The organism is Celerinatantimonas sediminis, from assembly GCF_046054195.1.
GTDB lineage: Bacteria > Pseudomonadota > Gammaproteobacteria > Enterobacterales > Celerinatantimonadaceae > Celerinatantimonas.
Map to the genome: position 1 here is coordinate 54,789 of NZ_JBEQCS010000005.1, position 18,699 is coordinate 73,487.

Below are 18,699 nucleotides of genomic sequence, written 5' to 3' on the forward strand. Positions count from 1 at the left end.
TAATTCAGTTAGTTACAACCTTTGCAAAAGGCTTCTAACCTTTCGCATCCCTTCTCAAGCGAAGCTAAACTGGTGGCATAAGAAATACGCATGTAAGGGCTCATTTGATAAGCGCTGCCTGCAACTGAGGTGACGTGTTGCTCTTGCATCAGCGCCATCACAAAAGCGCTATCGCTATCGAGCAGTCGGCCTCCGGCACTGGTTCGCCCGATGTACGCGCCAATATGAATAAAAAGATAAAAAGCGCCCTTTGGCGTAATGCAGTGCACCCCTTCAATTTGCTGCAATCGGCTCAATACGTAATCGCGTCGCTGTTGATACGTTGCGATACACTTTTCGACCCAATCCATCGGTCCATTAAGAGCTGCAACAGCAGCAGCTTGCGAGAGAGTTGCGACGCCACTGCCGTTTTGGGAGTTGATCACATTGATAGCGCTAATCAACGCTTTAGGACCGGCGCAATAACCTAAACGCCACCCGGTCATGGCATAAGCTTTGGAGACACCATTAACAATCAACGTGCGAGATTTAAGAGCCGGCGCAACTTGCGCCAAGGTAAGAAATTTTTCATCGTCGTAAACGAGATATTCATAGATGTCATCTGAAAGCACCCAGACGTTGGGAAAATCAGCTAACACCTGGGCAATAGCACTAAGCTCTTGCGCATTGGCTAATGCACCCGTTGGATTATTCGGAAAATTAAGAAATAACCATTTGGTCTTTTCGCTTATCGACGCACGAATATCAGCGGGCTGCACAATAAATCCGGCTTCTTCAAAGCAAGGCAGTGGCACAGGCGTGCCCCCCGCTGAGCGCACAATGTCGGCATAACTAATCCACGATGGCGTTGGAATTAAGACCTCATCCCCAACATTTAGCGTTGCCATCATGGTGTTAAAAATCACCTGTTTGGCCCCACCTGCGGTGGTAATTTCATCTAGCTCATAATCAAGGTGGTTATCGCGTAACAGCTTGGCTTGAATCGCCTTTTTTAATTCTGGTTTGCCATCGGTCGGGGGATAGTGAGTATCGCCGGCAAGCGCTGCGATATGAGCCGCTTCAATCGCGTGCGCAGGTGTTGCAAAATCTGGCTCACCAGTAGACAACGCCACCATATCAATTCCCTCAGCACGCATCAGTCGTGCTTTCTCGGTCATGGCCACCGATGCTGAAACAGGGACATTCGCAATTCGATCCGCAATAAAACCCATAAAAATCCTGTAAAAATAAGCCGGTGATAACCGTGCCTATCTTCCATACTAGTATTATTCAACTCGCACAATCGCTCCTTCTCAGCGAACAAATAACGACTTCATCGACTGAGTCATCGCTGGATACGATCTGCGACCCGAATTCATGTTAGGCATGCCAAGATGGATTGATCCAATAGGGAATAATTCTGTAGGTATAAGAAAAACTGATGGGAAGAAATATTAAAAAATGGAACACCAAAAGGGGCTTCATAAAAGGCGGTAATTATTCACGCGGTTAGTAAATAACACTCATCACACAAGTTCTAAATAAAGATAAAACACATCATTAGATGTACACCATGTTTATCAAATTAAGCACAACTGCCGACATTTATTGCCATAATTTAGCTCACTAAAACCGCTTTTTTAACCTCGCTCTTCTGGCGGTCATGAGCGATTAACGACAACAGGATTGATTTCACCACCTCAGCAGGCTGAGATAACGGTAAATGTTCACAAGTGCAAAAAGACAACGAGTTCTGAGCAACTGGGCTCTTGATTTTAGCTATCCACACAGCTGTCTGTTGACTAAGAGCTTTGGCAGCTGACGCAGGAAGAATCGAACAACCTAAGCCTGCGCTAAGCACAGAGTTCAAAGTCACATGCGATTCAATTTCGCCTTTAACTTTATAGCGAATATTTTCGCTCGCAAAAGCCTTGTCGACCGTCTTACGAACCGTGCTATATGCTCTGGGCAAAAACAGCTCATAACGAGCCATTTCTCTTAAAGAAATAGACTTTTGCGCTCGCCCTAGCGAAATTGGGCAGAGAAAATAAAGCTGTTCTCTCATCAGAGAAATGAAACGCAAACCACTAATATCTTGATCATCATACAATACCGCCATATCCATCTGACCGGTGAGTAGCAAGTCTGTCAATATCGTGCCATAGCTCTCGTTGAGATTAAGAATGATCCCCGGATATTGTTTATAAACTTCTTCAACCAGAGGAACGGCCAACGACTGAGCAGCAGTTCCCGGCGCAAGCCCCACACAAACCTGGCCCGTCAGCTGTTCGCTCACATTTTGCAGTGCATCATAGGCCATTGAACATTGGCGCAAAATTGACCGAGCATGCTGATAGAGGATCTTACCGGCTTGAGTTGGAACCACACCTGAGGAGGTACGAATGACTAGCTTTTGATTGACTTCATTTTCTAACAGCATCAACTGCTGACTCAGACCAGGCTGTGCAACGTGTAAAATCTCAGCAGCCTGACTCAGACTTCCCACATCCACTATCCGAGTAAAATACCTGAGACGACGAAAATTCATTACAACGTATCCATACTGAACAATAGTTCTATTAAGCATTTTACATACCAATAATAACTATATGATTTTAAAGGAATTTAAAAATAAAATTAGAACTAATGACTTAATATTTGACCGCTTTTACAGCAACTGCACCAAAAATATACAGATACACAAAACAACTCTTGAATAGCCTTAAGAAAATGTTTCTGCCCTTTATCATCGCCAAAATATGCTACTGATAGAAATAAAAGATAGATACACAAGGCCCACATCTATGGCGCTATTTTCTACACTTAGCTAATGAGAATCGACAACAAGGCGAGGAGCTCTATATGAGTTTTTTTAGTGAATAGCTAGAGCCCTAATGCCGCTCATCTTAAGTGACCGGCATTACCCATATGACCCGGCCTATTTACCAATAGGCCACCTAGAAGATAGCACTTTATGGAATTAGTAATCGAATAAGCACGATTAATAAGAACCCTGACTTGATTAAGCCAAGGTTCTTATCTATTTATTTATGATTTACTAGCCTCTTGTAAAGAGGCTTGCTGAGCCCCAAAAGCGAGCCATCCCTGACGAAGCAAACAGCAAACCGCTACCCAAATCGGCAAATAAGTTGCCAAATCAATGGCAGTAAAATGACCGCCCGGCAAAATTAGCGCAACCACGAACAATAAAAGTGGCTCGACATAACCAAGCATGCCAAACAATGAGAGCGGCAACCGCTGGCTTCCAGCCAGAAAACACAATAGAGCACTGCCGCCAAGCAATCCTAAGCCAATAAGAATGCCCCAACTGGCAACCCCGTGCTGCACAAAAAACTCTGGATTACCACCTTGAGCGACCACCAACGCTATCGCCAGCGGTAACATGCACAAGTGTTCGACTAACATACTGTGCAAGGCATTAAGCCCGAGATGACGCTTGATAATAAAATAAGGCGGATAACCGAGCATCACTAACGCAGAAACCCAAGACAACCCGCCATGCAAGATGATTTGGGCTCCCACTCCGATAGCGGCAAGGATGACGGCTGTGCGCTGCCAACGAGTCAAAGTTTCACCAAACAGCAACCGCCCACAGATCACCATCATTAGCGGCATTAAAAAATAGCCAAGAGCCAGCGCCTGACTTTCACCATTTAAAGGTGCCCAGCCAAATAATCCAACCTGCACCGACATCAATCCGACACAAACCAACAGGACCAGAAATTGCGCTGGACGCTTAACAAATACAACTAAACTCTGCCCCAACTTACGCCATTGACGTAACACAGTCATAAGAGCTGCGATTAAAATGACCGTGCCAAAAACTCGCCAGCCAAATACCGCAAAGCCATCGAGCGGTTCAAGAAAAACCGTGTAATAGCACAACAGAGCAAACAAACACGAAGCCAACAGGCAAAATAGAATTCCGGAAAAAATCAAACCAAGCTCCCTGAATCAGACATTTGCGTGTTCGATACGCTCAATAATGTCTGCTGTAGTGGTCACCTCACCAAATTCATAGGCAATTGCACTGAGCGCAATACGCTGCACTTGCTCGGCACTGATTTCACCATAGCCCATATCCGGATATGGCATTGCCGCATTGGCATCACTGAGTGCAATCATTTTGTATTCACGATGAACACCATCACGAATCGTAGTTTCGCAACAGACATTCGTAACCGTGCCACAGACAATGACCGTATCAATATCTTTCATTCGCAAAATCACGTCTAAATCCGTGTTGTGAAAGCCACTATAAAATAGCTTATCCACCACAATGTCACCCTTTTGGGGATACAGTGAGTCTATGACATCAATCGCTGGATGATCTTGAGCAAACTGGCTATCAGCATCAGGATAAAGATCGCGAAAACGTCCAGTATCACTGCCATCGCCTCGCACCACATGGCGCAAGTAGACAACTGGCATGTGATGAGATCGAGCAGTTTGAGTTAAGCGTTGAATCGGCTCGATAATATCAACTGTTGAAGGCACATAGAGGGGCTCTTCTGGATTGCAGAAAATGCCCTGCATATCAACCACGACAACCGCCGTACGTTTTGGATTAATCGGCCAGGTGACTTTTTTCAACATTAGATTAGACCTCTTGCTCAGGTTGCAAAGCAGCGTCTGCTTCAGGTTTACGAATAATAAAGTTAACCAGTGTGTTCAGCACGATTAGAAGAATCACACCAATCATCATTGGCTGGGCCAAAATATCTTTTAACGAGGGCGGTAAAAGTGCAGTAACCGAAGCAGGCAGATACATACTCCCTAATGAAATAATAAATGCCGGAGCTGCGACTGCGATATTTCGCTCATCCCAATTCACTTTCGCGAGCATCTGGATACCACTGATAGCGATAATACCAAATAGAATGCTCGAAGCCGCCGACAAGACCGGAGTTGGAATCGATGCCACTAACAATCCCACTTTCGGGATCAATCCTAAGATCAGCGCAAAGATCCCCGCTGTCATTGTGACAAAACGGCTAGCAATACCAGAAACTCGAATAATCCCGACATTTTCTGGGTATGAGGTCGTACCTAAACCGCCCGCTACAGAACCAATGGCGCAGCCAATAAACTCCGTAAACAGACCACGATTGACTCGCTCTGGCGTCAACTTTTGTTTGCCCCACCGAGTTAACAGTGAATACATCCCCATTGCCTCAGCACTAGCTTGCAAAAATGCCATCATCATCAGCAACACAATCGGCCAAGAGACACCAAAGCCAAATGGATAGATATCAGGAAGGGCAAGCATTGACGTATGGCTAAAGTTTGGCAAATGCCAACCCGCCAGAAGGCTAAAAGCGATGGTTCCAACGATGATTCCCCAAAGCAATGCACCGCGTTTAATCAGATCACGACGCGCAAAAATAAGGCATCCCATCACCGTAAGCATCGTGATTGCGGCAACGAGAGCACTAATGCCAACTGAGCCTGAAGCGCTCGCATCAAACCAGCTTCCTGGACCAATCGCAGCCAGCTGGGCTCCGATAATCACCAACAAAGAGCCAAACACAATCGGTGGTGAAATATAGCGAATCAATAACCCCATTAACCCAAACTTTTTCACCGGCAACGCTAAGAGCGCAAAAATGAGCGCAGCGACAGTCATTGAGCCAAAGGTAGTCGCAAGCCCCACACTATTTGCCGAGCCCATCACCGCAACCATAAACGCCGCGGTCGGCCCTTGAACAACGGGCAAGCGCAACAAACGCCCAGATTGTAGAATAGTCACAAGGCCTGTTGTAAAAAAGCAAGCCTGCACCATCAAAGCCGTTTGCTCTGATTTAAGATGCAATACATGGCCAATAATGACCGGAAAGGCCCAAATGCCAGTTAAAGCAAATAGATGCTGCAAGGCGTATATGATAGTCTGGCCCAGCGGCATCTTATCATTGATACCAACGGCCAGTTGAGTGGACTCATCGTGCATAACGGTACGTCTCTTTAGTCAGGTCTGATTACAATAAAGTGATTGATTGGTTGAGCATCGTAATATTTAAGATGCCCTCACTCGTTTACTAAACCGTGTAGCAAAAAATACGCCGTATACTGCATAATTTTTATTAACTTTTTGAATTAAAATAAATTATTATATATTTAATAATTTCATCATAACGAATCACTATAAAAATTCGCACAGATATTGTGCATGAAAAATTAAATATTGCACCACAGGAGAACTTGGCGTGTCTGAACTGACAGAGATTAATACCGACAATATCTGGGAACGGCCTGGTTTTCTGATTCGTCGTCTCAATCAGATCCACCATGCATTATTTTATGAGGCATTTGCCAGTGAAGTCACTCCGCTGCAATATGGTATTTTGACTGCATTGCGAGATGAAAATGGCCAGGATCAAACCTCGCTGTGCGAAGCACTCGGTTCAGATCGAACCACCCTATCGGGGAGCATTGAACAGTTGAGTAAAAAAGGTTGGCTTAAATATGAACCTTCCCGCCAAGATCGCCGGCGCAAAATCGTGGTAATTACGTTAAAGGGCAAACGCTTCTTGCAAGCCAGCCAGCAAAAAATGCACGAGGCTCAACTAAAAATCCTTGCCCCACTGCCACCAGAGCAACAAGTCATATTTATCTCGATGATGAAAACCTTAATCGAAGGGAATGATCATCATGTTAGCGTTCCACTCAAATACTTGAAAAGTTAAAAGATATTTAGTCGCAGATAAATCGCTGCGTTATATCTATATCATTTGATGAATTTGTTTGCGCACTAATTTCGCATATAGCTTGATCATTTTTTGGGTGTTCGAATATTTACCTGATTTTTGCCCCATTATGAGCTGGCAGTGTTCTATATGGTGAAGTATAGTTGCATCAAGACGACCGAATTTTAGTAATCTATAGCAGAGTCTACCATATTGGTGGCAATTCGGTTGCCAATGCTGCAGCTTCTTGCTTTTACTCTGCTGTAAAAATTCAGTTTGTTCATTTTGTCATTTAACACCTTAATAATTGGCTTATATCCATTATTAATGTATCCAGTTCAATTAGAACAGACTACTTAAATTTAATATGTCATAGTACTAAAATACTACATTTTAGTACTGGTTTTATAATTAATTAAGGGAACACGCTAGTTAATAAATAATTCGAATCAATAGGACGAGAAATAATATCAGAAAAATTAGTATAAGTTTGACAGTTGATAACTCTGCTAGACATTTCAATAAATCAATCATAAGTCACCTCTTTTATATTTATGAGGTGATTTTTGAATATTTTTTCATTTTTTTAAGGGGTACAAAAAAGAACATTAGCAACGAAGTTTGATGAATGGGTGACTTGCCAATTCTAAGTGTATGATTTCTTTTGGATCGAATTTTAATTTTAAAGGCTTATGGAGATCTTTTTTATAATAGTCGTATCCAACTAACTCAGCAGCAAGCATGCGTCGTGAGGTTACAATTGCTCTTTCTAGCCAACTACTATCCACTAGGGCTTGTGTCGGATGCCGTTCATATATTGCATAATGTACCAAGTGCTCAACGTAGTAGCCTCTTATAAGGTGATAAACAGGCCTACTTGAACGATGAATTGTGCGTTTTAAATTTTCTAAACGAGATTTTTCATCTTGCAGCTTTGAACGTCTACTTTCGTATGCCTGTGAACACCACGAAAGAATTTCTTCGAAGCTTTTACCAGCGCTGTCTAATACAGACTGATTATATGCTGTGTATGCATGATACGCTTGAAGTCTTTTCTGTAACCTTTTTGTACCTTTACTAAGGGTTTGTTCAATTAATTTCCAAGGTTTCTTTATTAACCAAGCATTTTGGATTTCTTTTGGTTGAGAATAAAGTTGTGAAAGTAATTCTTCATCAAAAGCGCGACAATATGCGCTCACCATTGATGAGAAAAATTTAATTCGTTCCGAGTCTTCTTTTGATAAGGGGTAAGCTAGCAATGCCAAGTACTGTGCAGCACCTATAGCCCCATCACATATTAGATAAGTTTTTGAAAATAAAGGCTGATAGTAAAGGAATAGTCTGTCTGTTTCTTTATCTATTTCTTCTTTATTATTCAAGTAATATTCGTAAGCTTTATCCATTTTTAAAATCGACTCTTGCTTGGAATTTTTATTACTTCCAGAAATATATTTCAACACTATGCTTCAGCCCGTTCTGGGAAAAAAGCATAGTAGGTAAAGTTAAATTATATTTGGTTTATCAGAAATAAAAAGCCAATGAAGATAATAATTGGCTTTGAAATATTGTTATGCCGTTAATTGGACTATTTGCTAAATTGTACCGTTGGTAGAACTACTCGAGGGAGTCTCATTCGCTCACACTGCGAGCTTAAATATTCTCTCCAATAAGGCCAAACATGGTAGCTAGCATTTCTTAATGCAAATTCGTCAATACAATCCTGATCAAGAGATTCTTTAATTTGATATTCTGCAATAAATTCACTTTCTATTGCAGCCTTAACATCTGGTTTTTCCTCTTGGGGTAGCACCCAACGAGTTCCTAATCTAACAAATACCCTTAGTAACCTCCCTTCGCCTTCAACGTCTACAGTTTCACTTTTGTGGATTACATGCATTTTTTGAACCTGTAGTGTATCCGCTAAATCAAAGAACTTTGGATCAAAATCATCAGCACAAAAAGACCTTGATTCCTTTTGATAAACATCGTTAATAGCCAAACTTTCAATAGCTTTTTGTAATTTCTTACTAATTTTAACCATAAAGAACCTCAGCTTTAAAACTTTGTTTTCTAATAACCTGAGTTTTTCTAGTTGCTACTTTTTTATGGAAGTTGACTACGTCTACAGTTGTCCAGCCAAGACTAACTTTATGCTCTATCCCTGCATTTAGCATGAGTCGGTCTAGGGCTGATGGTACGTCTTTAGCTAATCGCAAAAGTCTATCCATGGCTTCTGATTGCATGACATCATCAGATTCATATTTTGAAAAAGCAACAGGCCCGCCACCAAAAACTTTTGCTGCATCCTCTTGGCTTAACCCCCAAATTTTACGCATTTCTCGCACTTCAGATCCTGTTAGTAGACCTTGGGCCTGTTTCTTAAAAGCAATCATTGCTCGCTTATTAAAACGGGCATCAACAGCTCCGGCTTGCTCACTACCACAAGAATCACATACTGAATATTGGTTTGAAATGAAGCCTGTATGTCCCATATGTTCAACTTCGATTTCTTCATGTTGAGCGTGTAAGTGGCCTGAACCACAAATAGGGCATAATTTACTTGCCATAATTCAATCCTCACTGCGACATATGACAGGATACTAATAGTAGTATTGTTCCTGTTTTGCCTATTGCATACTTTATATAATATTCAAAGCGCATGTTTTTGAATGCATGCTCCATCCATTCATATCGAAATAATCTATAGCTGTCACATGCGGCCCAAGGGCCAGTGGGTTTTTGAACGCACCATTCTGAGTTCACATATTGACCTTGTGTGATAGCTTCCTTTATTAGGTCTCGAATATCTTCGATATCTAGTACTAGCTTAGAAACATCGTTTACACATTTTCTAGTCCATAGATGTGTTTGATTATCTCCAGAATTGAGAATATTTAAAACTTCTTCAATTTTGTACAATGGTCCATCAATATGGATACGTTCTTCACCCACGTCATTAGGTGGTTGACCATCGTATGCGCTTACGTTGATTATATTATTTACCATAATGGTAAGTATTTCCAGTGATTTTTGTGTTAATGAGCTCCGGATATGAGATTACTTCAATAATTTATCTAAGGTATAATACCGTATTTTGCGTCAAAATTCTTGTTAAGAATTAGTTATACCTTTAACTTTCAAGTAAGTAGCGATACTGAATCGCATCCTTGTTTCCATTATAAAAAACTAAACAAAGAGTTAATCATGGAAGGTCTGGAGAAAATCGGTGCTATACCATACGTATAACAAAACGTTCTAATTGACCTCCTACTATCACGAATTTTGGGTCCCAATATTTATCGCCAAGTGTCAGCAATTAAACTTCACGTTAGCCGTAGAAATTTTTATGCGAAATACACCTGATACAACTGCCAACCTAAAACGTTTATGTCCAAAAAACAGCTAAACAACCTGCCCTGCGGCCCAGCCGCTGCTCCATGCCCATTGGAAGTTATAGCCACCGAGCCAACCGGTGACATCGACCACTTCGCCGATAAAGTATAATCCAGAGACTTTCTGGCTTTGCATCGTTTTTGAAGAGATCTCATTGGTGTCAACGCCGCCCAAAGTCACCTCCGCCGTACGATAGCCTTCGGTACCATTAGGTTTTACCTGCCAGTGATTTAACAGATTAGCCAGCTCATCACGCTGGGCGCTAGGCAGCTGCCCGATAGCTGTGGATGCGGCTGGATGCTCAGCCACTAACAAGTCAACAAATCGTTTCGGCAGTTTTTCATACAATAGAGTTTTACATGCAACTTTAGCGCGCTCGCGGGCCATCGCTTTGAGCCATTGGTTGCAATCTAAATTGCTCAGCAAATCCACTTCGATAATTTCACCAGGTTGCCAATAGTTCGATGCCTGTAAAATCACCGGACCAGACAAGCCGCGATGGGTAAATAAAAGGCTTTCATCAAACGCAGGACCATGAAGGCTTCGCACCTGAACGGGAACACTCACCCCAGCTAAAGCATCAAAGCGTTGTTTATCATGGTCATGCAAAGTCAGTGGCACTAAGCCTGCGCGAGTGGGATAAACGTGATGGCCAAACTGCTCAGCCAGCTGATATCCCAATGGTGTTGCTCCAAGTTTTGGCATCGATAATCCGCCGGTTGCAACCACCAACGAATCACACTCAAGAGCACCTTGATTGGTCGTCAACACAAAACCGGGGGAAGTCGCACTCACATTGAGAATTTCGCAGCGCATCTGCAATTGTGCGCCGGAGTATTGCAGTTCGCTCAGTAGAATATTAAGCAGGTCTTTTGCACTGTCCTGACAAAATAACTGGCCTAGGGTTTTCTCATAAAAATCCAGTCCATGACGCTCAACTAGTTCAACAAAGTCATGAGCACTAAATCGTTTAAGCGCCGATTTTACAAAATGAGGGTTGTGGCAAAGATAGGCAGAAGGTTCGGCATGCAAATTGGTAAAATTACAACGCCCGCCACCTGAGATAAGGATTTTGCGGCCTGGTTTTTTCCCATGATCAACAACTAATACGCTGCGGCCCCGATAAGCAGCTTGAGCGGCGCACATCAGTCCTGCGGCACCTGCGCCAATCACGATGACATCCCAATGTTGCATGGCCAATCTCACTTTACAAAAGTGCGCAATCTATATGATTTTTGCCCAAAAGCCAAAGAAAAACGGGAGAAGCTTTCACTTCTCCCGCTTTCGGTCGGTCAACAAAGGTCAGATGTTATCTCTTTCCATTATCACGCTATCCTTGCGCGATGAGATAAATCTAGCTCTGGCTAGGGATAAGTGCAATCATCTCAACGAGTTTTGTCTTAGAAGTTAGAGCTAAGTCACTCAATTACTCAATACACTCTCAAATTAGCACAAATAAATATCAAATCGATGGTTTTTCGTTTTTAGCTCAGCTTGTGGCTTTTCCTGATTCAGCGGCGGCGCATAATCCGGGCGCTTCACCACAATTCGTTTAGCCCCCGTTGAGCGCGCGGCATCAAGCAGGCCATCCGCATCATGATCATCACCAACTAAGAGCTGGAACAGTCGCATCTCTTTTTTAACTTGGGCTGATTTCTTTTTATGGGGATACATGGGGTCAAGGTAAACCGCATCGATGTCATCCGCAAACTGAGCCAGCGCCTCTAAACTGCTGGCATAAGTTAACTGAAGCCGTTCATCCACCCAGTTCAAATCTGCATTTAAACGCGCTCGCTCAAGCCCATCACTTAATAACGCAGCAACTGGTGCGCATCGCTCAACCATCGTGACGGAGCAGCCCAAGGAGGCAATCACAAACGAATCGCGACCTAACCCAGCGGTTGCATCAAGAACCCGCGGACGAAACCCTTTTTTAATGCCGAGCGCTTTGGTCACCGCTTCAGCGCCACCATGTTTGCGCCGATAACCGCTGCGACCATGGACAAAATCAACCTGAACACCCTTGAGTTTGGGCTCATCGGCGAATAAAAGCGTTAACCCTTCGCTGTTATATTCCAAATACAGACCACTTTGCGGACGAGAGCGAACCACATCCAGCGAAAACAGCCCTGCCAAGGCATCGACCTGAGCTTTAAAAAAAGGATCTTGATAAAACAGTGGGGTCACTCATCACTCCGATTCACAACTATTGTCGGCAGTGTATACATTACGTAGGCATTGAACAATACGCCGCCACAAAGAGCGAGCGAAGAAAACTCTCGCGATGCATAAAATGATTCAGCAATTTGAACTTGCTTGGTTTTATCAGACATAGAAATTGCTATTGGCGTTGAGGCACTTTAAAATTTGCCAGAGACTCTTAAGAACAGGATATCCAGATGATTATTGTCACCGGCGGCGCCGGATTTATCGGCTCAAATATAGTTAAAACCCTCAACGATCAAGGTTACACCGACATCATTGTGGTAGACGATCTTAAAGACGGTACTAAGTTTGTGAATTTGGTGGACTTAAAAATCGCCGATTATCTGGATAAGGATGATTTCATCGCGCGCATCGTTTCCGGTGAGGACTTTGGTCCAATCGAAGCGATTTTCCATGAAGGTGCTTGTTCAGCCACAACAGAGTGGGATGGCAAGTTCATAATGGAGAACAACTACGAGTACTCCAAAGAGCTACTGCATTACTGTTTGGAACGCGAAATTCCATTTTTGTATGCATCATCTGCGGCCACTTACGGCAAAACTGAAACCTTTATCGAAGATCCTGCCTACGAAGGCCCGCTGAATGTTTACGGCTATTCGAAACTGCAGTTCGATAACTATGTTCGTCGCCTGTTTCCAAGTATTGAGTCACAAGTTGTTGGCTTTCGTTACTTTAACGTCTATGGCCCGCGTGAACAGCACAAAGGTTCGATGGCCAGCGTTGCATTTCATCTAAACACTCAGATCAATAAAGGCGAAAATCCGAAATTGTTCGAAGGGGTTGATGGCTATCCAAACGGCGGTCAAAAACGTGATTTTGTCTATGTAAGTGACGTCTGTGACGTTAATCTTTGGTTCTGGCAACATCCCGATAAATCTGGCATTTTCAACCTTGGTACAGGCCGCGCTGAACCATTCCAAGCCGTTGGGGAAGCGGTTTTGGCACACCACCAGAAAGGTCGCATTGAATATATTGCATTCCCTGATCATCTGCGTGGTCGCTATCAGAGCTTTACCCAAGCCAATATCGAAAAACTTCGCCAAGCGGGTTATGACAAAGAGTTTAAAACCGTCGCGCAGGGCGTTGGTGAATATATGGCGTGGCTAAACCACGAATAGTCGATTAAGCCAGGCCAAACGCCTGGCTTCTAGCCACCGTTAGTTCTCTGCACAGGATACCTGTTAATGAATATTCTCGTTATTGGCCCATCATGGGTCGGTGACATGGTGATGTCGCACAGCCTTTATCAAGCCTTGAAACAACACTATCCCGATGCAAATATCGATGTTATGGCACCCGATTGGTGCCGCCCGCTATTGCAAAGAATGCCGGAAGTTCGCCAAGCGATTCGCATGCCGTTAGGGCACGGCGAGTTTAAGCTAGCGACTCGCTGGCGATTAGGTCGTGCGCTCAAAGGCCAATATGATTGGGCAATTGTTCTGCCTAACTCGTTAAAATCGGCGTTTATTCCTTGGTTTGCCGGGATTAAAAAACGCACGGGTTGGAAAGGCGAAAGCCGCTATGTGCTGCTCAATGATTTACGAGCCAATAAACGCGACTTTAGCCGAATGGTTGACCGCTATGTGGCATTGGCCTATCCCAAAGCGCAAATGCAAAGTGAGCGCGACCTAGAGGCCATCTCGTCACCTTATCTTAAAGTCAATGCCGATGATCAAAACGCAGCGCTTGAGGCGTTAAACTTAAATACCGAGCGTCCCGTCTTAGCGCTTTGTCCTGGCGCGGAGTTTGGCCCTGCCAAACGTTGGCCAGACAATCATTATGCCAGTGTAGCCGCCCACTGGATCCGTCAGCGCCAAGGTCAGGTTTGGATCTTCGGCTCGAAAAAAGATCAAAGTGTCGCGCAGCAAATTCACTCACAACTTGATGCTGACCAACAGCCGCATTGTCACCTGCTCACCGGTGAAACATCGCTAGGACAAGCCATTGACTTAATGGGGCTAAGCTGTGCCATCGTCAGTAACGATTCAGGGCTGATGCACATAGGCGCTGCGCTGCAACGTCCGATTGTGGCGGTTTATGGCTCAACCTCGCCACAATATACGCCGCCACTGAGTGAAAAAGTCGCGATTTTGCACACTGAAATCGAATGTCGCCCGTGTTTTCAGCGAACTTGCCCATTAGGGCACATGCGCTGCTTGAGCGAGCTTTCAGCGAGCCGTGCGATTCAGGCACTGGATCAACTCCAACCAACTGAGGCCGTCTGTGATTAAACGGCTGCTCATTGGTGTACTTTATAATCTATTGCTCATTCCGGGTTTAGTATTTGCCTGTTATAAGCTCTACTGGCCACGCGAAGGCAAAACGCCTTTTGGCAAACGCGCTCTTGAGCATTTTGGTTTGGGCAAAAGAGTCTCCCGGCCAGATGTTTGGTTACACGCGGTTTCGGTGGGTGAAGTCATCGCCTGCGTGCCACTGGTTAATAAGCTGCTTGAGGAACACCCCAACTGGCAGGTCTTAGTCACAACGACAACCGCCACCGGGGCTCAAGAAGTGACTCGTCGCCTTGGCGATAAAGTCATGCATCGCTACAGCCCGTTTGATCTATTGCCCTGCATCGGCTTGTTTTTACTAAAAAATAAACCGAAACAGTTGTGGATCATGGAAACCGAGCTGTGGCTAAACTGGCTATTATTATGTCGCGCTCTGGGCATTCCGGTGAAATTAATCAATGCGCGATTATCCGCTCGCAGCGCAAACCGTTATCAACGCTTTGCCAGTTTTGCCCAGATGTTACTGAGCCGCTTAAGCTGGATTGGCGCGCAATATGAGCATGACCGTGACAATTTTATCCGCTGTGGTGCCGCCCCTGATAGAGTTCAGGCCACAGGCTCGATTAAATACGACCTGGATTTAGACCCGCAGCGAATAGAAAAAGCCCGCCAAGAGCGCCGCGCGCAATGGCATGAGCGCAAGACTCTGATCGCTATCAGCACGCACCGCGGTGAAGATCAAATCATGCTCGATATCGCGGCCAAACTGCGTGCAACATTAAGTGATTTGTTGCTCATTATTGTCCCGCGCCATCCAGAGCGTTTTGATGAGGTTGCCGATTTAATCGCTCCTCAAGCAAGTTTTGCCCGGCGCAGCCAAAACCAACCCGTAGAGGCAAATACACAGGTTTATCTTGCCGATACCATGGGCGAGTTACTTGATCTGTTAGCAATGAGCGATATTGCGATCATGGGAGGGACATTTAGTCAGATTGGCGGTCATAATTATCTGGAACCGGCAGCGCTTGGTCTGCCTTGTGTTAGTGGCCCATTTGATTTTAATTTCCAAGAGATTAGTTCCCAGCTCAAACAAGCCAAGGCACTGGTTTTAAGTGAAAATATCGATGAGTTAATCGCTCAGTTAACACTGTGGTTTAACGATAGCCAATGCTATCATGCGGCAAGCCAAGCAGCGCTTCACACGGTCCAAGCCAATCAGGGCGCAACCGCCCGGACGCTACATGCACTAGTCTTTGATATGGAGTCATAATGACGAGCTCTTCACAGGGAAATACCTCCCGAGCGACACTGGGTGTTGCCATCATCACCAAAAATGCTGCCGCCGATCTCGATACCTGTTTGAGTCGTTTAGATAAAATCTATGATCAGTTGGTCATTGTCGATTCTGGCAGCAGCGATGAAACACAGGCCATTGCCCGTCGTTATACTGATGAATTTTATACCCATGACGACTGGCCAGGATTTGGCAAACAACGCCAAAGAGCACAGCAATACCTCACTACCGACTGGGTTTTATTCATTGATGCCGATGAATTTGTCACCGATGAGCTCAAACAGAGCATCATCCAGGTGCTAACCACAAACCCAACCGATAGCTGTTACAAAATCAATCGCCTTTCGATTGCCTTTGGTAAAGCCATTCACCATTGTGGATGGAATCCCGATTGGGTCACCCGTCTGTATCGACGTGAGCAAACCCATTACAACGATGCCCTAGTCCATGAGCATCTGGTTATTCCTGAGAATGTTAAGGTCAAACCGCTCGATGGTCGCATGGAACATTTAACCTGCCGGAATATCACGCAGTACGTGCAAAAAACTCAAGGCTATATGAAGGCGTGGGCCGACCAGCGCGAAGGCAAGAAAAAATCATCATTAGGTTCTGCTCTTAGCCACAGTTTATTTCGCTTTATCCGCATGTATATTCTTAAACTTGGCTTTTTAGATGGACGCCACGGATTGTTATTATCGATCTTAAGCGCCTACACTGTCTTTGTTCGTTATTCAGATCTCTGGCTGCGCCAGAGCGTTAACCGCAAAGAGGATAACGATTTATGAGAGTGTTACATGTCAACTTAGCCTCTGGGTTTAGCGGTGGGGAAAGTCAAACTCTGCAGTTGATTAAAGAGCAGCAGCGCCTGGGTTATCAATTAGCCGTTGTAGCCAACCCTAAAAGCCCGTTTGCTGAACATATCCGCCAGCTTGATATTCCAGTGCATGACTGTCGCCATTTTCTGCTCTCGCATCAAAGCGCTATCACCAATGGCGCGCAGCTTATTCATGTCCATGAAGGTAAAGCGCTTTACTGGGCGATGCTGCAAAGTTGGGCTTATAAAGTGCCCTATATTATTACTCGGCGAATTGACAACCCAATTAAAAACAAAAAGTTGCTGCGCTTAGGTTATCGCCAAGCCAGTGCGGTAGTTGGGCTAAGCCAGGTCATTGCCGATCGCATCAAAGATGCAACTGATCACCCCAATATTCATATTATCCCCAGCTCGCCAGTCAGTTATCCGGTGAATAGTAAAGAAGTTGAAGCGATTAAAGAGCGCTTTGCTAATCGGTTTATTGTGATTCAGGCAGGAAATTTGCTCAAACACAAAGGCTTTGATGTCACCATTAAAGCCGCGCAGCAGCTGGCCCAAGAAGCCCCGAATGTTCAGTTAGTGCTGTTAGGTGATGGCCCAGAGATGGGTGCGTTAAAAGCGCAGGCCCAAAACTTGTCCAACGTCACCTTTGCTGGCAAACAACCCCGGGAAATGATGGGCAACTGGTTTAATGCCGCTGATTTGCAAATTCATCCATCGTATAGCGAAGGACTGGGCTCAGTCATTTTAGAAGGGATGCAAAGCGGGCTGACAGTTATCGGCACTCGCGCGGGCGGCATTGTCGATATTATTAAAGATAGCGACAACGGCTTTTTAATCGAACCGGGAGATGCTGACGCCTTGGCGGCCAAAATCAGCCTATTAGCTCACGATGATGAGTTAAAAACCAAGATGCAAACACAGGCTCGCCAGTCGATGAAAAACTTTTCTATCGAACATACCGCCCAGATTTATGGCGATTTATACCGCCATATTGCGCTACTTTAAAGTTAAGTGTACTGCCAATCATCTAAGAAGATGTTGGATTCACCAAAGCAACTGCTCAGGTTCAAATAACGGCTAACCACCGTAATCGCAATGGTATTTTCCAGCGCTTCATTTTGGAACTGAGCAACGTAGTGCTTAGCATTGGCCACAATCTCGGCGGCTTCTTTTGGATGAGACAGGTAATAATCCATCTGCTTCTCTAAATCCGAATAATCGTCTTTAATTTCAACATAGTGCTCGCCGCCTTGTAGACGCCCTTCCATAAACCAAGTTTCAAACTTAGGTTTGGGCATCACTGCCAGCGAATTTGACGACATGATCCATTTAAGATTTGAAGCGACATCATTGCCTTCCAGCGACAAGATAAACTTATATTGCAACTGCTCGGCAATGGTCATGCGCTCTTTCATCCAAGCGCGATTATCGCAATGATTCGTCTGGCCAATATTACAACGTGGGTGGTCAATATAACTTTGCATAAATTGTTTACGATGCTCCTGATAAGCAGCACCGCGCCACACCAATAAATCTTTTTTATGGGCTGTTGGGGTTACATCATCCACATGTATAAAATGTCTGATTTTATTAAGATTTAGTAAAATTGATGGGTGATTAGTTTCGACAATCGGGCGGCTTTTAACAAATGTTGGGCATTCAGGAATATCTCGCACATCGCCAAACTTATAACAAAAGCGAGCCTTGGGAAATAGCCGAATATAACGATATAAATCGAAAAAATAGGTCTTTTTGGCATGTTGACGAAACTGCGACAAACTCACCGCATTTTCGCCCAATGAAAACGGCCGGGACCAGCGATGATAGTAATTAACGCGGTCAGTAATTGCCATCTGATTTGCCGCGTTCACTGGGGCGCAATCGAGCATCTGTTTGTGCAACCAATCTGGCGCACCTAGGCTTAGGTAACTATTCAAATAATAACGAAATTTACTATTTTTTGAGCGATCCACTCGCGATAAAAAATCCAACATATTCCTTTACCTACTGCATTCACACACATACTTCTGTGCAATAAATATACACAATACGTGC

The 18,699-nt window shown here is 44.3% G+C and carries 18 protein-coding genes; 6 read left to right on the plus strand and 12 right to left on the minus strand.

The window, feature by feature from the left end; translation table 11 throughout:
* Positions 1 to 8: 8 nt before the first annotated feature.
* The 5 genes from ABTQ23_RS07665 to ABTQ23_RS07685 all read right to left on the minus strand — a co-directional run bounded on the left by ABTQ23_RS07665 (position 9) and on the right by ABTQ23_RS07685 (position 5,947).
* Positions 9 to 1,211, minus strand: coding sequence for a pyridoxal phosphate-dependent aminotransferase (locus ABTQ23_RS07665; protein ID WP_408615099.1), 1,203 nt, complete (start codon positions 1,209 to 1,211; stop codon positions 9 to 11).
* Between the two features lie 386 nt (positions 1,212 to 1,597).
* On the minus strand, positions 1,598 to 2,527 hold the full coding sequence (nac, locus tag ABTQ23_RS07670; protein WP_408615100.1) for a nitrogen assimilation transcriptional regulator NAC: 930 nt from the start codon (positions 2,525 to 2,527) through the stop codon (positions 1,598 to 1,600).
* A 500-nt stretch (positions 2,528 to 3,027) separates the two neighbouring features.
* Positions 3,028 to 3,939: an EamA family transporter RarD gene (gene rarD, locus ABTQ23_RS07675; RefSeq protein ID WP_408615101.1), complete on the minus strand. Its 912-nt coding sequence runs from the start codon at positions 3,937 to 3,939 to the stop codon at positions 3,028 to 3,030.
* Positions 3,940 to 3,954: 15 nt separating this feature from the next.
* Positions 3,955 to 4,596, minus strand: coding sequence for an isochorismatase family protein (locus ABTQ23_RS07680; protein WP_408615102.1), 642 nt, complete (start codon positions 4,594 to 4,596; stop codon positions 3,955 to 3,957).
* 4 nt (positions 4,597 to 4,600) lie between these two features.
* Positions 4,601 to 5,947, minus strand: coding sequence for a uracil-xanthine permease family protein (locus tag ABTQ23_RS07685; protein WP_408615103.1), 1,347 nt, complete (start codon positions 5,945 to 5,947; stop codon positions 4,601 to 4,603).
* Positions 5,948 to 6,203: 256 nt separating this feature from the next.
* Between ABTQ23_RS07685 and ABTQ23_RS07690 the strand changes: the two genes are divergently transcribed.
* Positions 6,204 to 6,683, plus strand: a complete 480-nt coding sequence (locus ABTQ23_RS07690) for a MarR family winged helix-turn-helix transcriptional regulator (RefSeq protein WP_408615104.1) — start codon at positions 6,204 to 6,206, stop codon at positions 6,681 to 6,683.
* Between the two features lie 608 nt (positions 6,684 to 7,291).
* Here the strand turns inward: ABTQ23_RS07690 and ABTQ23_RS07695 are convergent.
* The 6 genes from ABTQ23_RS07695 to ABTQ23_RS07720 all read right to left on the minus strand — a co-directional run bounded on the left by ABTQ23_RS07695 (position 7,292) and on the right by ABTQ23_RS07720 (position 12,409).
* A complete protein-coding gene (locus tag ABTQ23_RS07695) occupies positions 7,292 to 8,143 on the minus strand; it encodes a hypothetical protein (RefSeq protein WP_408615105.1) in 852 nt (283 codons plus the stop codon).
* Positions 8,144 to 8,268: 125 nt separating this feature from the next.
* A complete protein-coding gene (locus tag ABTQ23_RS07700) occupies positions 8,269 to 8,724 on the minus strand; it encodes a preprotein translocase subunit SecB (protein ID WP_408615106.1) in 456 nt (151 codons plus the stop codon).
* Positions 8,717 to 9,250, minus strand: a complete 534-nt coding sequence (locus ABTQ23_RS07705; protein WP_408615107.1) for a type II toxin-antitoxin system MqsA family antitoxin — start codon at positions 9,248 to 9,250, stop codon at positions 8,717 to 8,719. Before ABTQ23_RS07705 ends, ABTQ23_RS07700 begins: the two co-directional genes overlap by 8 nt.
* A gap of 835 nt (positions 9,251 to 10,085) precedes the next feature.
* Positions 10,086 to 11,270, minus strand: a complete 1,185-nt coding sequence (locus ABTQ23_RS07710) for a BaiN/RdsA family NAD(P)/FAD-dependent oxidoreductase (RefSeq protein ID WP_408615108.1) — start codon at positions 11,268 to 11,270, stop codon at positions 10,086 to 10,088.
* A gap of 252 nt (positions 11,271 to 11,522) precedes the next feature.
* Positions 11,523 to 12,212: a class I SAM-dependent methyltransferase gene (locus ABTQ23_RS07715; RefSeq protein WP_408615271.1), complete on the minus strand. Its 690-nt coding sequence runs from the start codon at positions 12,210 to 12,212 to the stop codon at positions 11,523 to 11,525.
* Positions 12,213 to 12,259: 47 nt separating this feature from the next.
* Positions 12,260 to 12,409 (minus strand): hypothetical protein, encoded by a 150-nt coding sequence (locus ABTQ23_RS07720; protein ID WP_408615109.1) that lies wholly within the window; start codon positions 12,407 to 12,409, stop codon positions 12,260 to 12,262.
* Between the two features lie 66 nt (positions 12,410 to 12,475).
* Between ABTQ23_RS07720 and rfaD the strand changes: the two genes are divergently transcribed.
* The 5 genes from rfaD (at position 12,476) to ABTQ23_RS07745 (ending at position 17,649) form a co-directional block, all read left to right on the plus strand.
* On the plus strand, positions 12,476 to 13,420 hold the full coding sequence (gene rfaD / locus ABTQ23_RS07725; protein WP_408615110.1) for an ADP-glyceromanno-heptose 6-epimerase: 945 nt from the start codon (positions 12,476 to 12,478) through the stop codon (positions 13,418 to 13,420).
* Positions 13,421 to 13,486: 66 nt separating this feature from the next.
* Entirely contained in the window at positions 13,487 to 14,533 is a 1,047-nt protein-coding gene (gene waaF / locus ABTQ23_RS07730; protein WP_408615111.1) for a lipopolysaccharide heptosyltransferase II, read from the plus strand.
* Positions 14,526 to 15,803: a lipid IV(A) 3-deoxy-D-manno-octulosonic acid transferase gene (gene waaA, locus ABTQ23_RS07735; protein ID WP_408615112.1), complete on the plus strand. Its 1,278-nt coding sequence runs from the start codon at positions 14,526 to 14,528 to the stop codon at positions 15,801 to 15,803. Before waaF ends, waaA begins: the two co-directional genes overlap by 8 nt.
* Positions 15,803 to 16,612 (plus strand): glycosyltransferase family 2 protein, encoded by an 810-nt coding sequence (locus tag ABTQ23_RS07740; RefSeq protein WP_408615113.1) that lies wholly within the window; start codon positions 15,803 to 15,805, stop codon positions 16,610 to 16,612. The genes waaA and ABTQ23_RS07740 overlap by 1 nt, the downstream gene beginning before the upstream one ends.
* On the plus strand, positions 16,609 to 17,649 hold the full coding sequence (locus tag ABTQ23_RS07745) for a glycosyltransferase family 4 protein (protein ID WP_408615114.1): 1,041 nt from the start codon (positions 16,609 to 16,611) through the stop codon (positions 17,647 to 17,649). Before ABTQ23_RS07740 ends, ABTQ23_RS07745 begins: the two co-directional genes overlap by 4 nt.
* 2 nt (positions 17,650 to 17,651) lie before the next feature.
* Here ABTQ23_RS07745 and ABTQ23_RS07750 read toward each other — a convergent pair whose 3' ends face one another.
* Positions 17,652 to 18,638 carry a glycosyl transferase family 90 gene (locus tag ABTQ23_RS07750; protein ID WP_408615115.1) on the minus strand — a complete coding sequence of 329 codons (987 nt, stop codon included), beginning with the start codon at positions 18,636 to 18,638 and terminating at the stop codon, positions 17,652 to 17,654.
* Positions 18,639 to 18,699: the final 61 nt, after the last annotated feature.